This is a genomic window from Alteromonas sp. 5E99-2 (assembly GCF_017368475.1).
GTDB lineage: Bacteria > Pseudomonadota > Gammaproteobacteria > Enterobacterales > Alteromonadaceae > Alteromonas_F.
Map to the genome: position 1 here is coordinate 370,097 of NZ_JAFNJE010000001.1, position 15,391 is coordinate 385,487.

The following is a 15,391-nucleotide window of genomic DNA, read 5'->3' on the forward strand; positions in this document are numbered from 1 at the left end:
CCTTATTGAGAATTAAAAGCTGTACGACGCGCCCGCATAAAGGGTACGACCTTCAATTGTTCTAAACGTAAACTCGCCATTGCTAAAGGTCGCTCGGTCTTCTTGGGTATCAGTGAAATTAAGCAAATGCGCCCAAATTCGCCAATTGTCCAAATAATAGTTCACTCTTAAATTAAGACGCTCACCGCGTGTAAAGCGCGACTCCGCAGAATTTTCATCATCGGCAAAATAATCACTGTAATAATCCGCTTCTAATTCAATACTTAATGCATCTACAGGCTGCCAAGCAATTCTGGCATTCACATGATGATCAGGAGAGCGACGTAAAATATTGCCACTTAAATCGTCATCCGCACCGGGAGTGCTTTGTACAAATGAATCGTATTTATTACGAGTATAGGTATGGGTAACACCAAAACTCACAGGTAAACCTTGAGGTGCATATTCAACAACGCTTTCAATTCCTTTAACGGTAACGCCACCTGCATTGGTCGTTAATTCATACTCAAATTCACCACCAAATGATTCATCAAAACCAAAGAACTCTTGGGTTACTAGGTAGTTATCTATCTTGTTGTGGTAAGCCGAGGTATCAAATCGCCATGCCCCTACACTTCCCCGTAAACCGAATTCAATATTTAACGCTTCTTCTGGCTCAAGTAGGTTAGTTGTGGCGTCTAAACCGAGGAAATTTCTAAGCTGTGCATCAATGAAGAGATCGTCTAAATCGGGCGCGTAAAAACCTTCGGAAATACTTCCCCATACTAGAATATTTGAGCTAACTTCATAGGTAATACCAAATTTAATGGAGGTATCAGAAAACCTTGCGTCTTCATCAAAGTCAGTGTTACTGCGCTCTATATCTTCATGTCGCAAACCTGCTGTCACTTCAAAGCCATCAGCGAACTCATTTTGCACTTGCACAAAATATGCGTTGATCTGCAGCTCATTTAAAAAGGTATCGAAGTCTCCTTCTAAATCAAAATCATTGCGACCAAATTGTCGTACATCTTGCTCGCCGTCATATAATTCATACCCCCCGATGATATTAGCGGTATTGAAATCATGTCGATATTGAACGCGCACGTTATAACTCAAATCATTTTCGTCTTGGGGCCCACTAAAACGAGAGGCGCCAATGGTGTCTTTTTCTCTTCTTACGAGAGTTGTATTTAACTCACCACTTTCCATTAAGTGGTCATAAGACAGACTGAACGTTGTTTGTTCCAAATCTGTTGAAGAGCTTAAGCTTCCAGCTTGAGTTGGATCTTCTCTTAATTCTTGAGCAGTGAGATCGCCACGTTCATTTTCATCTTCTTCAAGATATTCAGCACGGGCAGTTATTTTGGCGTAGTCATTCAAGTTAAAAATTAGCTTACCACTGGTTTGTTTTCTGTCGTCTTTTACCAGCTCTCGCAAACCGTCTAAATGTCGCGTATTCACATCAAAAAAATAACCAACAGAATTGGCTGTACCCGCTGTACTAAACCGCGCTCGCAAGCGATTAAAATCACCCGCTTCTAACGAAACCAAGGTCTCAGTTTCTTTTGGCGCATCTCTGGTTACAACATTGATAACACCACCAAATGCATTATTGGCAAACAGTGCAGAGGTTGGGCCTTTAATGACTTCCACCCTTTCAATATCAAAGGTATTAGTACGATCAAGACGCTGTGTTGCGCCTTCGTAGGGGTTTTCAAGAGGAATACCGTCAACCAAAGGCACGGTGTAACCTTTGCCACCATCGGGAATACGCAAGTTGCGCACTTGGGTTTCACCTGGGATGCGGTCTAAAAATTCATTGGGATCAACAAAGCGAATACGCTCTAATTCAGATCTGCCAACAACAAAGGAATTCAATGGCAACTTTTTCAAATCGATGCCGCCTAAAGTTGCGCCTTCGGTATTAGTGTCTCCTAATACCGTAATCCGCTCGATACGAGCTACGGAGTCATTTAAAGAAGACTCTTCTTCAGCTGCAGTCGATGCAGAAAATAATAAAAAAGCAGATGAAAGTCCCAGAGTCAGGGAAGTTTGTATGCATGTCGAAAATCTGTACGCACGTCTAACAGACGCACATAATAAAGTATGTGTCTTAATAGTCATTTTACATTCTTATTTTAAATATTTGCTCAAATTCGAACCGAAGTCCAAAGTGCTAATGTGTGTATTTAAAATAAAATGCTAGGGGGCCCACGAGAAAGCGCCGAGGAATATTGAGCGCTTAAATGAGTAAAAAACAAATACTCAGAGAGTTGAGTGAATTTCTGCGATGCAAGTACATTGTCTAGCAAGACGATAGCATCAGTATTCATATCAGATAAGAAAGAGTAAACACAGTCAATCTCATCTGAGCCACTTTGATAATCAGTAGGAGGTGCAATTTCTACAATATCGCCAGTTAACAAATAAGCAGTTTCCGACACCCATTTTATAGTACTGCCAGTACAAATAAGCATGACATCAGCTTTCGTAGAGGCCACTTTCTGTGCTGCATTCATAGAATAAGATGCGAGTAGAGGTGAAGCCATACTGTTAAACAGTATGCCAGCACACAACAAAAAGGCTATAACATGACGGTAACGAATTGCTGTCATAGTTTAAAGCTTGCTCATAGTTAACGGTAAAAAGAAAGACTTAGAGCATTGTAACGATGTCTGTGTTTTCAAAGCAATATTTTTTCACTCTCTTTCGAAAAACTCTTCAACTAAATCAGCCAGTTGTTCATCTAATTCATCTTCGAAATCACTAATATCGATACTAAACGCCTCAAAAAACGCTTCTGCTTGTTGCTGCTTGATCGTAGCTCTTTTTATTTGGTATTCAACTTCTGGTAGGGTCTTGTCATACCTAGGTTTAATAACCCAATGTAAAATATTCGAATACATTTGCTTTAACTTAGGTTTCGCATAGGTGCAGAATTCTTCAACATATTTAATTCCTTCAGGCCCCAGACAACCTGGCTCCAAACGGACCAAAATATGCATTTTTTTGTATAGTGGTAGTCTTTCTTCTAACATTTAATTCACGTACAGTAATTCCTATTACACAGTATTGTAGGACTATGACTAAAATACAAACTCAACCTCTTAAACAACGTTAAATATTCTCAATAAACTAGTCTGAACAACAAACAAACTTTACACGGTCTTATAAACTAATGACTAAGACAAAATGTAATAGAGCTTTATGAAATGACATTTTTAGAAACCCATGAACTCTGGTTAAGGTTGGCAAGTTTTGTTGGCGTATTAGCATTCATGGCTATACTCGAATATATTCGACCTAAAAAAACTCGTGTTATGCCAAGGTTCGTGCGCTGGAGCACCAATCTTTTACTTGTGGTAATAAATAGTTTAGCCCTGCGACTAGTTACTCCTATACTAGCAGTTGGCGCTGCTGCGTGGGCTCAATCTCATAACCTTGGTGTGCTCAATTGGATACCACTCCCTCCTATCATTAGCTTAGTTCTAGCGGTGACTTTATTAGATATGGCCATTTACTTTCAGCATGTATTAAGTCACCGTGTTCCAATGTTATGGCGGTTCCATAAAATCCATCACGCCGACAGAGATATCGATGTCACTACAGGCTTGCGGTTTCATCCAGTAGAAATTGTGTTTTCAATGTTTTATAAATTAGCCTGGGTTGTACTTCTTGGCCCTAGTGTCAGTGCTGTAATTTTTTTCGAAGTTTTATTAAATGCGTCTGCAATGTTCAACCACTCAAATGTATCTCTGACTCAAAAAGTCGATTCATGGCTTCGAACCTGTATCGTCACTCCCGACTTTCACAGAGTACACCACTCGGTAATACCAAGAGAAACTCACAGTAACTTCGGCTTTTTCTTGTCTATTTGGGATAGGATTTTCAATACCCATATTCCGCAGCCTTTAGCCAAACACAAAGATATGGTGATAGGTCTGAGCGAGTTTCAAAGCCATGCTCCGAATACGCTCATTTGGTGTTTAACCGCTCCTTGGAAAAAAAAGGCGGCTCAAAAAGGAAAAAATGATGTTTAAATGGACATTTTTGGTTATGAATATAGCGCTAACTCTATTAACACATAGCGTTCAGGCAGATGAATTAGATGACATCCACCAGTCTATTGAAAAAAAATACACCAATGTTCAACATATTGATGGGCAATCGTTAAGAGAACTTAAGCAAAGCGATGTTTTGATATTTGATGTAAGAAAGCCCAAAGAATTTAAGGTAAGTCATTTAGCCAACGCCATACAAGTGGATCCAGATATATCAGAAAGCGATTTTATGAATCTATTCGCAAGTGACTTAAAAGACAAAACAGCCGTATTTTATTGCTCAGTGGGTAGACGTTCATCTGAGTTAATCACCCGTTTGGCTCACCACGAAAAAACTATCAAAATGGTAAATTTAGAAGGTGGTATATTCAAATGGACGAACAAAGAAATGCCAGTCAATGGTGTAGGCGTTCACCCATATAATTGGTACTGGAGCCGACTCATTGAGGACAAAGAAAAGATATTTTACTCCCCACCGGTTGCCAAATGAACCCCCAGTCAACTCTATAAACAAGCACTAAGCGTTATTTTAAAAAAAGAAAGTTCATTATCTTGTTTAGCCACCAGTTCAGATAAACCTTTTATAGAAAGTTCCGTTTTCTTCACTGACTCCACGTTCTCATTTACCAAATCAAATGTGTTGCTGGTATTTTTATTAATGCTCTCTGTTACTTGATCTTGCTGCTTAGAGGCAGTAACAACCAGCTCATTCGCTTTTGAAATCGACTGTACAGATTCTGCAATATCATCAAAATAGTTTTTGACATTTTTCGATAACGACACAGATTCACGAATAGATTCTACATTCGCAACCATATTGTTATTTGCTTTTTCAGCTTGGCTTTGAAGCTTACCAATGATCTCTTGAATACTTTTCGTTGAACTTTGAGTTTTTGCAGCCAGATTTCTGACTTCATCAGCTACAACGGAAAACCCACGACCTTGCTCTCCTGCTCTTGCAGCTTCAATGGCTGCATTCAGTGCCAGTAAATTAGTTTGTTCTGAAATCGCATTGATAACATTAGTGACTTCACCAATATCTAACGCGCTATCTTTCAACTGTTTAAGCATGGAAGCAGTTTCTTCTACAGATTGATTAATATTTTCCGTTAAAGAAATAGATGCTTCTAACGTCTGGTAACTCTCACGAATATTATCTATGGTTTTGTTAGTTTCATCATCAGCCTGAATCGCACTCACCGACATTTCTTTAGACGTAGTCGATAATTGACTTATCGCCCCGGATATTTCATCAATTTGAGCAAATTCATCCTTTGTGTTTTGAGCGGTTTTTTCCATAACATGGGTTAAATCATTAGACGATGACATGACACTTTCTGACACCGTATTCAATGTTGTTACTATTGTGGTTAGCTGTGTATTTAGTTGATAGCAGGAGGACATTAACTGAGAAATTTCACTTTCGCCTTTTACGAAATCCCCCTCCATTGCATTTAATTTACCCAATGACAATTCTGACAATATTGACGAGACTAAAGATAAGCTGCGAATGAGGGATCGAGTAACAACAATAATGGCAGCGCTCAGAATAAAGAAAATCAAAATAGTGATACCAATGATCACACGCTTCGCATCACTACTCGTACTAAGAATATTATTAGTGAACATTTCTAATTTTGAATTTGCGAACAATTCAAATTCGTTTGAAATCTTTAGTGCCTGCTCAGCATCTTCACTTTCAATCGCCATTTTTAATTGATTAATGGTCGCTTTATCGCCCAGAAATCGCTCTTCTATTAAATCTATGGATTTGCTGGCTTCAGTAAATTGATTACTTAAAATGAAATTTTTAATGTCTTTTATCGTCATTAAAACCGTAATGGGATGCCTGTTCATTTTGACTAAATTGTCTTCAACATCAAGAAATTTACTATTCACAATTAAAGAGATAAAAATAAAGCTAATCAGCATTAAAGTGCACAAGGAAAAAATGACCGTTTTTAATTTGTACCTAATAACCAAACCTTCTAATGACATGTTTTATTTTTCCTCTAATTTCAATAGAACGGCTATTTTGCAACCTACATGTGTTTACCTGTAAGTCCATAACGTAAAATATAGCAAAAATATGAAGATATTATTTACCATCTCTAATAGCAGTTTGATTATTGCGAACGTTCGCATTCAGCTGTGATAAAACAATGAGTCTTCGTCTCTAGTCGTGTTACGTCAGCAAAACAGCCACACTGGTTATATGATAAAAATATAACCTTTTACCTAATGTTTTTCCAAAATTCAGCCGATATAAAAATATTGAATATCTTTATGTAGACGGCAAAATCCAAAATGAAATATAAAAGTGCGTTATCGATTGTTGTAAGCCTAAGTTTTTGGGCGTTGTCTTGCAATAACACATACAGTATGGATGAATTTGAATATGTTCCCGCTGCAGCAAGTACGACGTCGGGTTTTCAAACCTCTCGATTTAACAGTCACTCTGGCTACACTAGCGCAACGAAGTTATTCAAAAGAAAGGTAAGTAATCTTGTTTCTGATCTTATGATGAATATGCGAACGTCTGAAACTCAAGGCAACATAATCGTTACCAACTTCTTACGCACCACTCAAACAGACAACAGCAATGTTGACTCAGAGCCATTAAGCTATCAACTAGCCGAAGAATTCACAAATCAACTTCACCGAACGGGTTTTCATGTCATTGATTTTAAAATTACCGATTCAGTGCGCGTTACGCCCAAAGGCGACTTCATGCTAAGTCGAGATTATATTGAATTGAACAACAATATCGATGCTCAGTACGTTTTGGTTGGGTCTTACGATATTAATTCTGACGGGGTGATTGTGTATAGCCGTGTTGTGGATATTCAGTCGAAAGCTGTACTAGCCACCAGCTCCACACTTCTTGAACACTATACAGTTAACAGTTGGTTGTACTAACATTATGAAAATACAAATTTCACTGACGAATTCCATACGATATATGCTAATTGCGTTTATAACGCTGTTTTTAGGTGGGTGCGTCAGTACAATGCCTACCAATTGGTTTATCGCTGAAAAAGAAGAACATAGTGTACCCAGCCATGTCACTAAGGCTCCTAGCCCTTTAGCTGAAGAAAAACAAATACCGCTAAGAGATTATTCTTACGGGCTAAAGCAGAAACACTACAAAAAATTAAATGACTACGCCAACCAAATTATTTTACAGCTGAATATGCAAGCCCATAAAAGTAAATCTATTGTGGTTGCCTCTTATGTTGAATTAGACAGCACACTTAACAACACCAACATTATTGGTAATCAACTTGCTGAGGCACTTCTCGTCGAACTAAGCCAAGTCGGCTTTCATGTGGTTGACTTGAATACAGCGTCTCAAGTCAGCATCACCGAAAGAGGCACATTTGCGTTTACTCGCGATGCTTTGGCAGAAAACACCGATTATTGCTGCGTTATGTCTGGAAATCTCATTTATGAACCACGAGGTGTAAGAGTAAATAGTAAGGTCTTCGACACAAGTTCAAAAAAGTTACTCGGTGCAAACAGTATTTTAATACCCTACTTTGTTCTTGATGGCGCGAGCACTATCGCGTATCGCTGATCATTCGAGATTAAATAAAACAACTAAAAAGCCTGTTTTTTAATCAATTCATGGTAATTGGAGCCAGTGTCCTGTAAACTCCGGCTCCGCGCGAGAGAACCTACTCGCTTACATTATTATTTACAGAAGATCCCTCGATTGACAACATTTGAATCTCTTGGCTTAAGTGCCCCATTGCTATCTGCACTTGCAAAAAATAACTACACCGCCCCAACTCCAATACAAGAACAAGCCATTGGTCCTATTATGGATGGGCGTGACATCATGGCCGCGGCGCAAACTGGTACGGGTAAAACGGCTGCATTCACATTACCTATTTTACATAGGCTACAAGCCGCACCTAAAAAGGTGAGTAGTAATCAAACTCGGACCTTGGTTTTAACACCCACAAGAGAGCTTGCGTCTCAAATAGCTGACAACGTCGAAAAATACGGTTCCGGGTTAAACCTTAAATACAACCTTGTATTTGGCGGAGTGAAAATTAATCCTCAAATGATGAAGCTACGACGTGGAACTGATGTACTTATTGCGACACCGGGCCGCCTACTCGACTTGTATCAACAAAATGCAGTTAAATTCAACGAGCTTGAAACTCTAGTGCTAGATGAAGCCGATCGCATGCTGGATATGGGTTTTATTCGCGACATCAAGAAAATCATCGCTTTACTACCTAAGAAGCGCCAGAACTTATTGTTTTCAGCAACCTTCTCTGCAGAAATTAGAGAACTTGCTAAAAATCTAGTTAACGACCCAGTAGAAGTAACTGTCACCCCACCAAATTCTACTGTAGATCGCATTGAACAATGCTTGTACCCCGTAGACAAAAACAAAAAAAGTGCCTTACTCGTACATTTGATAAAAGAAAAAAAGCACACGCAAACCTTGGTTTTTTGTAGAACTAAGCACGGTGCAAATAGACTTACCACCACATTGAATAAAAAAGGCATAACAGCCGCAGCTATTCATGGGAATAAAAGCCAAAACGTGCGTACACGTGCTCTAGCCGACTTTAAAGACAACCAAATTCAAGTGCTTGTTGCCACCGATATTGCCGCTAGAGGTATCGATATTGCACAACTTCCCTTTGTTGTGAATTTCGATTTACCCAATGTAGCTGAAGACTATGTGCACAGAATAGGCCGTACTGGCCGAGCTGGTCGTTCGGGTTTAGCAATATCTCTTGTAAGCATGGACGAAGGCAAACAGCTAAATGATATTGAGCGCTTAATCAAACTCAACATTCCTAGAGAAAGTGTTGAAGGTTTTAAGCCTTCGCAGCAATTAGGGGAAACGGACTTAAGCCGAGCTGCAAAAAAGCCAAAAAAACCTAAAAAGCCTCGTAATAATTCAGATCGCAATCGTTCAGAAAATAAGCCTCGTTCTGAAAGCAAGCCTCGCCCTAATAAATCCCGTTCTGGCAATAAGCCAAAGCCTCGTAGAGCTTAATTCAATACGAAGTCCACTCAGTAAAATTCGTCGTTTACTTACTGAGTGGTTTAAGGCTTTATCACTTCAAAGTCAGCAAAACGTATTGTGTCTTCTTCAGACTCAAGCATAGACTTAGATTTAAGTGACCGATACAAGCCCCATTTAGGCCTAACAAAATGAGAGGCTTTCGTCCCTCTCCACATATCAATAGTATCCGATTGGTATTCCATAAGGATGACTTGGTCCTCTAAACGTTTCAATGTAACCTTTAGTGTCCCTTTGTTTGCATAAACGGCTGTAACTTCTGCCTCTAACCACACTCCAGAGACTTTATTCCAGCGATTTTTTTCTAAAATAGTCGTTTTTTTAACGGCTGCATGAGAAAAAGCAAACCATTTTTCTCCTCGGTAATGTCGACCTGAAAAAGTAAAAATAGGTGTACCCACGCCATCATCTACAGATTTGAGTTGGAAAAAATGACTGAAGTTCTTTGAAAGTGACATGTCGGGTTCAAGTTTAAACTTCCAACGATAAGTTAAGATTTCTCCTTCATACCCTTTTAATCGCCGTTTTGAGCCACTATATGCTTTAATTTCATTGCGTTGTCTGTCTGAAAAGCGCTTATATTTATCTCTGTCTCTATCAATATCTCGATGTAAAAGAAACACAAAATGGTGCCCAACAACATCGTCCGTATCTTCGTAGATATGTTGTATTTCGGGATGATTTTCAGGGTATAAATCCGGTGATTCAATTGGCCGCTTCCCCGCAAAATTCTTAATTAACTCATAAGCACTAAGCCCTTCATTGGGACCGTCAGCTTTTAATGTAGACACCTCCTCACACACTGAAACGTTAGAATGCAAAGAAGCAAAAACAAATAACACCGTTAAATTTTTTATGCCGCCATTTTTCATACTAACTTCGTCAAATACACCTTTTAATGTAAATTAATTGTAACACTTAGGCATTGTTAAATTGTTCTTTTTTCAATAACGACACAACAACATTTAACAAAGACTGAATCTCACTAAAAATTAGGCTTGTTGAAACGATTTTGTTAATCTCGAATAGTTATTTTTTACAGGTATAGAAAATCACTTCTACCGGGATAGACATAAGGAAAAAAAATGGGTCTTTTAGATGGCTTAATGGGCAAAGCGAGCGCCGTTGATACAGACGAAGTAAACGCTCAATTGGAGGATGTTTTAGCAGGCAATGAAACCGTTGCAAGCGCATATAAGTTAATTCGCGACATGCTTATTTTTACTAATAAACGGGTTATCTTTATGGATAAGCAGGGCGTTTCTGGTAAAAAAGTAAATTACCTTAGCATTCCTTATAAATCTGTCATCCGCTTTGAAGTGGAGACGGCAGGTACCTTCGACACTGATTCAGAGTTGCGTATCTGGATGTCAGGCGTTGCTGAGCCTCTTGAGCTGGAGTTAAAGTCTAACCTTGCAGCACCAGTACAAAAGAGCCTTGCAGACCAATTATTCAATTAAGCATTAACAAAGAAATGAATGCCCTACCTAAATAGGGCATTTTAATTAATTGTGCTGAATTTTTTCTAATAGTAATTTATCTAAATAAGAGAAAATTTGAACACCGGCTTGTTCCATTCCTTCTAAATAACGGCTTACTTTGTCTACGTCTAGAGACGTGTCTTCTAGGCAACCGAAAATGGCTTTTGTATTTTTATGAAGGTCAACATGAGGCGCTTCAAGTGCTGCGAAAGTAGATGAGTTAGAGAAAAATTCATTCCCCTCTCCATGATAATACCACTGCCCTAGTCGGCATTTAGTGTGATCCACCCAAGTGTACGCAGCCTGTCCCATATTAACCGATAAGTAAGTACTGGCTTTTATTAACAAGTGATCTATTTTCGCTAAGGATACAAACACCCTATATGACAAATCTTGTACACCTTGGGTTGAATTAGTGACAAGATTATCGATATTGCCCACTGCTTGTTCAAATTCGGTAATCTGGCTTGAGCTGACTTCTACTCTCTGAATAAGGTTATCGGAAATCTCAGATACTGACTGAACGTTTTTGTTCATTGCAGCGATAGACTCGTTTGTGTTGCTAATGGCCGATTGCGTTTTGGTTGCTAGGCTTCTTACCTCATCGGCAACAACAGCAAACCCTCGCCCTTGCTCACCAGCCCTAGCGGCCTCTATAGCAGCATTAAGTGCAAGCAAGTTTGTTTGTTCTGCAATCCCTTCGATTAAAGTTAATACTGCGGTAATCTCTTCCGCTCGTGAACGCATTTCCACTAACGATTCAGCTGATTGACGCGCAAGTACCACTAACTCATCAAAATCTTGAGCTGTTTTTCCAGTGATCCCACTTAAGGTATTAAACTCTTGTCCAATATTAGTAATCGTTTCAAAGCTCGACTTAGCTGAACTTGAGGCTTCAGCCATATTACCCTGAACGTCTTCAAGACCCACCTGCAGCCGCTGATTTTCAGACAACATTAATTCGTTGTAATCATCTTTTTTTTCGTCCTTTGCTTCCATGAGTGTGTCCATTTCTAGCTTCAAACGAGCGATCTCGTCTCGTAAAACCCGCTCACGTTGTTCCGCTTCAGACACTTTTGCATGTAAAGCAACAATCTGTTTTTTCTTGGTAATGAATTCCATGCCTATGCCTTAGTCTTTGAATGAAAATAAAATTAAAGCACAATCGTACAAAATATCTATAGAAAAAACTATTTTATTCAGTGCCTTATAAAACTGTATAACGGCATAAGACGCAGTCTCCTAGTGATTACTCGATAATGTTAAGTGTTAACGTCTCAATAAATTCGTACTCTCCAAACGTTGAATCCGTCCGCTGGATTCCCTCGTCTTTTACTCTAACCAAGCGTCCGTTGTATTCTTGAAATTCAGTATCTATGCTTCCAGACGCAGCAACTTTTATTACAATGTACGCCCGCCCCGAGCCTTCATAATCTAAATGCTCCTCCACTGGCACACCATTTTCATCGATTAACACTTGATAGCTACTAGAGAATTTACTCGCATATTTTCGTGCTTGTTTATCCCGAATAAGACTTTCTAATGGCAACGTAAAGTTGAGTTGCCTAAGGCTAATACCATCCCGTTCTAGGGTCGTTTCGTTAACAAAGGTTGCTTGCTCTAGCGTTCGCTCTATCTCCTTCGCAGCTGTCAAATATCGATTAATATCTACCGCGTCAACATTATTTAACGCCATAAGTGTAGGTGTCTGCGCATCTTCATTTTCATTTCTTAGTGCGGCTTCTTCGTTCAGTTTTTGCATGACTTGCGAACTAACCTGTGTATCTAAGCCATTTTCATGGCTGTGCACAGAAAAATCTACAACGCCTTCTCTATACTGGGACTCTCCGCTTTGTACACTCTCTGTGGACAACTGGTAATTAATGTCAGCCCGTATTTCAACGTCCTTGTTCAAACGAGACAATGCCGATTTGAGGTCATCGAGACCATCGGCCGATACACTAAAACTGGATAGCCCTGAAAACAAAACAAAAACGGAAAGAGAAATAGATGAGTGGAATAAATTCAAGAAAAACTCCTTAGAAAACATAAGTGATGATTAAGTTACCAAGATTAAATTACCAAAGCCGCAATTGGTTCGCCAAAAAAAGAATGTAACAAAACGTATAGATTTCACTTAAACGTCTGCCTTTACCACGCCTTTCAAAAACAAAAGTCCATTTGAAATTGTTAATCCCTTTAAATTACCATTAACATTCTGTTTTAAAAATATGACAATATGCTTTACAGTAAGCGTTCATCAAAAAATGTATGTGTTTCAATGAAAAAAATCATCAAATTTTCTGCAAATCGGGTTTGGCGCACTTATGTCGGCGGCAAAATGTTAGATACTATAGAAGGAAAAACTAATCCAGAAGATACCCATTTTCCTGAAGACTGGATTGGCTCCATTGTTGAAGCAAAAAATGTCGGCAGAGAGCATATTACCGAAGGGCTTGCCAACGTTCTCAACGATCAAGGTGAAAGCCAAGTATTTCGCGAACTTTTAGCGCAAGATAAATCCCGCCTATTGGGTAACTCAGAGCACGAAGAATACGAGTTAGACGACATTCCCTTGGTAAAATACCTCGACAGTGCAACTCGCTTACACTTCCAAGCTCACCCCACTCGAGAATTTGCCCAGCAGCGTTTAAATTCACCAAGAGGAAAAACCGAGGCCTATGTAATTTTGGCAACACGAGATGACATTAAAAACCCTTATATTTATGCAGGCTTTCAGCGCCCTCCCAACCGAGCACAACTAAAATCGTGGATTGAAAATCAAGATATTTCTGCCATTGAAGACTGTTTTGACAAAATTCCGGTAAAGCCAGGCGACGTATTTTTAATACCTGGAGGGCGACCTCATGCCCTAGGTGAAGGCATTCTAATGCTGGAAATTATGGAGCCTTCTGACTTAGCCGTAAGGTTCGAATTTGAACGTTGTGGTTATGTTATTCCAGAAGCCGCACGCTTTATGAATAGAGACATCGACACCGCCTTAGATGTATTCAACTTTGACCCGGTTCCTCCTGAGGATATAGAACAAGAGTTTAAATGTAGTCCTCAGCTTGTTTCAGATGACGGCAAAGGAAATACCTTAGAGAAATTAATAGGACCAGAACAGACCCCGTGTTTCAGTATTAAACGCACGAAAGTCAAAGGTACTTTTAAACGTAATAACGACGCCTTTTTCTTAGGCGTTGTTGTTGAAGGCTCGGGCACAATGCGACTAGGCGATGAAACTGTATCACTGACCCAGTTTGAGCGATTTTTCTGCCCTGCTCACGTTAATGAGTTTGAATATGAATCGTCTGAAGGCATGCAAATACTAGAATGTTATCCGGGGGGCGTATAGTGAGATTAAATACAAAAAACCTCTCTCTGTTAGCAAAAGACGTAATCACTCCTAAATACAATAAGAATGACATTAATTCTGCCATTGTGCACTTTGGCGTAGGTAATTTTCACCGCGCTCACCAAGCCGTTTATTCTGATGATTTGCTCAATTTAGGCGAAAAAAAGTGGGGAATTACAGGGGTATCGCTGCGATCTTCGTCTATGCGAGACAAGCTAAAGCCTCAAGACTACTTATATACCCAACCTACTTTAGGTTTATCCACTGAGTATAGAATCATTGGTGCTCTCACCGAGATATTAGTGGCACCAGAAAACCCAACTGCGGTAATCAATGCAGTTGCCAATGCCAGAACACAGCTAGTCACGCTCACCATCACCGAAAAAGGGTATTACGTTAAAGACGGAAACGTAGACACAAACCATGCTGATATTTGCCACGACTTAAACAATATTGACACACCTAAAACCGTATTTGGTTATTTGGCAGCGGCCCTTATTCAGCGTGCCTCGTCAAATAGCAAAGCGATTACCATATTATGCTGTGACAACATGAATGGCGGTGGTGAGTACTTACATCAAGGCGTTCAATGTCTACTAGAGAAACACAGTCCTGATACTCTTAGCTGGGTAAAAACCAAGGTGAGCTTCAGTGCGTCTATGGTGGATAGAGTCACGCCAGCAACTAACGAAAAATTACTGCACCAAGTGTCAAATCATACACAGCTTGATGATGCCGCTCCTGTGGCTGCCGAGCCTTTTAGCCAATGGGTTATTGAAGATAACTTTGCTGGTGAAAGGCCGCCTTTCGATAAAGTTGGCGCCTTGTTTGTAAAGGCTATTGCACCCTACGAACAAGTAAAACTCCGTTTTTTAAACGCATCTCATTCGATATTGGCGACATTGGGTTACTTACTGGGAGACACCTATGTTCATGAAACTTTGCAACGAAATACATTAGCCCAGTTTACCGAGCAGGCCATTAAGCAGGATGTGTTGCCTATTACCCATGTACCTGATGATATTAACGGCTCTGATTACATCGACCAAGTCTTCGAGCGTTTTCACAATGCCAATTTGCCCTATGCATGTTTGCAAGTTGGTAGCGACAGCTCGCAAAAAATTCAACAACGCTGGCTACCCAGTATTGACGATGCATTAGCTCAGAATAAACAACCTCGTCATCTTGCCTTTGCGCTAGCGGCTTGGGTGGTTTATATACGCAAAGCGTTGGAAAACGGCGATTTGAGCGACCCTTTAAACGCTGAATTTAGCCACTACTTACCTGCCTCGCCAAACAACGACATTCAACACTTTTTATCTTTAGCTGGCGGTCAACACTTTCAGTATTTCACTCATCTTGGTTTTATGAATCAAGTCGAAGGCTATCATGCACATATTCTCGAAGCAGGTGTAGAACAAGCCCTAAATACGTTTATGACTCAATAAAAACAAGTAAA

The 15,391-nt window shown here is 39.7% G+C and carries 15 protein-coding genes; 8 read left to right on the forward strand and 7 right to left on the reverse strand.

Going from position 1 to position 15,391, the window contains the following annotated elements:
* Nucleotides 1–12: 12 nt before the first annotated feature.
* From J3L16_RS01690 to J3L16_RS01700, 3 genes are all read right to left on the reverse strand, one after another.
* A complete protein-coding gene (locus J3L16_RS01690; RefSeq protein WP_207611128.1) occupies nucleotides 13–2,106 on the reverse strand; it encodes a TonB-dependent receptor in 2,094 nt (697 codons plus the stop codon).
* Between the two features lie 65 nt (nucleotides 2,107–2,171).
* Nucleotides 2,172–2,597 carry a hypothetical protein gene (locus tag J3L16_RS01695; RefSeq protein WP_207611129.1) on the reverse strand — a complete coding sequence of 142 codons (426 nt, stop codon included), beginning with the start codon at nucleotides 2,595–2,597 and terminating at the stop codon, nucleotides 2,172–2,174.
* Between the two features lie 84 nt (nucleotides 2,598–2,681).
* Nucleotides 2,682–3,020: a hypothetical protein gene (locus J3L16_RS01700; RefSeq protein WP_207611130.1), complete on the reverse strand. Its 339-nt coding sequence runs from the start codon at nucleotides 3,018–3,020 to the stop codon at nucleotides 2,682–2,684.
* A gap of 174 nt (nucleotides 3,021–3,194) precedes the next feature.
* Here J3L16_RS01700 and J3L16_RS01705 point away from each other — a divergent pair, with 174 nt between their 5' ends.
* Both J3L16_RS01705 and J3L16_RS01710 read left to right on the forward strand, forming a co-directional pair.
* Complete coding sequence (locus tag J3L16_RS01705; protein ID WP_207611131.1) at nucleotides 3,195–4,022, forward strand: sterol desaturase family protein; 828 nt, start codon at nucleotides 3,195–3,197, stop codon at nucleotides 4,020–4,022.
* On the forward strand, nucleotides 4,015–4,533 hold the full coding sequence (locus J3L16_RS01710) for a rhodanese-like domain-containing protein (RefSeq protein ID WP_207611132.1): 519 nt from the start codon (nucleotides 4,015–4,017) through the stop codon (nucleotides 4,531–4,533). Before J3L16_RS01705 ends, J3L16_RS01710 begins: the two co-directional genes overlap by 8 nt.
* 14 nt (nucleotides 4,534–4,547) lie before the next feature.
* Here the strand turns inward: J3L16_RS01710 and J3L16_RS01715 are convergent, their stop codons facing one another.
* Nucleotides 4,548–6,041: a methyl-accepting chemotaxis protein gene (locus tag J3L16_RS01715; protein ID WP_207611133.1), complete on the reverse strand. Its 1,494-nt coding sequence runs from the start codon at nucleotides 6,039–6,041 to the stop codon at nucleotides 4,548–4,550.
* Nucleotides 6,042–6,350: 309 nt separating this feature from the next.
* Here J3L16_RS01715 and J3L16_RS01720 point away from each other — a divergent pair, with 309 nt between their 5' ends.
* The 3 genes from J3L16_RS01720 (at nucleotide 6,351) to J3L16_RS01730 (ending at nucleotide 9,066) form a co-directional block, all read left to right on the forward strand.
* A complete protein-coding gene (locus J3L16_RS01720; RefSeq protein ID WP_207611134.1) occupies nucleotides 6,351–6,962 on the forward strand; it encodes a FlgO family outer membrane protein in 612 nt (203 codons plus the stop codon).
* Between the two features lie 91 nt (nucleotides 6,963–7,053).
* Nucleotides 7,054–7,620: a FlgO family outer membrane protein gene (locus J3L16_RS01725; RefSeq protein ID WP_207611135.1), complete on the forward strand. Its 567-nt coding sequence runs from the start codon at nucleotides 7,054–7,056 to the stop codon at nucleotides 7,618–7,620.
* Between the two features lie 138 nt (nucleotides 7,621–7,758).
* Nucleotides 7,759–9,066, forward strand: a complete 1,308-nt coding sequence (locus tag J3L16_RS01730; RefSeq protein WP_207611136.1) for a DEAD/DEAH box helicase — start codon at nucleotides 7,759–7,761, stop codon at nucleotides 9,064–9,066.
* A gap of 50 nt (nucleotides 9,067–9,116) precedes the next feature.
* Here J3L16_RS01730 and J3L16_RS01735 read toward each other — a convergent pair whose 3' ends face one another.
* Nucleotides 9,117–9,965, reverse strand: a complete 849-nt coding sequence (locus tag J3L16_RS01735; RefSeq protein ID WP_207611137.1) for a hypothetical protein — start codon at nucleotides 9,963–9,965, stop codon at nucleotides 9,117–9,119.
* 213 nt (nucleotides 9,966–10,178) lie between these two features.
* On the opposite strand from J3L16_RS01735, the gene J3L16_RS01740 reads away from it, so the two are divergent.
* Complete coding sequence (locus tag J3L16_RS01740) at nucleotides 10,179–10,553, forward strand: PH domain-containing protein (RefSeq protein ID WP_207611138.1); 375 nt, start codon at nucleotides 10,179–10,181, stop codon at nucleotides 10,551–10,553.
* A 45-nt stretch (nucleotides 10,554–10,598) separates the two neighbouring features.
* Here the strand turns inward: J3L16_RS01740 and J3L16_RS16380 are convergent, their stop codons facing one another.
* Together J3L16_RS16380 and J3L16_RS01750 are read right to left on the reverse strand one after the other, a co-directional pair.
* Nucleotides 10,599–11,696, reverse strand: a complete 1,098-nt coding sequence (locus J3L16_RS16380; RefSeq protein ID WP_207611139.1) for a methyl-accepting chemotaxis protein — start codon at nucleotides 11,694–11,696, stop codon at nucleotides 10,599–10,601.
* 127 nt (nucleotides 11,697–11,823) lie between these two features.
* Nucleotides 11,824–12,603: a hypothetical protein gene (locus J3L16_RS01750; protein WP_207611140.1), complete on the reverse strand. Its 780-nt coding sequence runs from the start codon at nucleotides 12,601–12,603 to the stop codon at nucleotides 11,824–11,826.
* A 252-nt stretch (nucleotides 12,604–12,855) separates the two neighbouring features.
* On the opposite strand from J3L16_RS01750, the gene J3L16_RS01755 reads away from it, so the two are divergent.
* Both J3L16_RS01755 and J3L16_RS01760 read left to right on the forward strand, forming a co-directional pair.
* Nucleotides 12,856–13,932, forward strand: a complete 1,077-nt coding sequence (locus J3L16_RS01755; protein WP_207611141.1) for a class I mannose-6-phosphate isomerase — start codon at nucleotides 12,856–12,858, stop codon at nucleotides 13,930–13,932.
* On the forward strand, nucleotides 13,932–15,380 hold the full coding sequence (locus J3L16_RS01760) for a mannitol dehydrogenase family protein (protein WP_347564626.1): 1,449 nt from the start codon (nucleotides 13,932–13,934) through the stop codon (nucleotides 15,378–15,380). Before J3L16_RS01755 ends, J3L16_RS01760 begins: the two co-directional genes overlap by 1 nt.
* Nucleotides 15,381–15,391 lie beyond the last annotated feature (11 nt).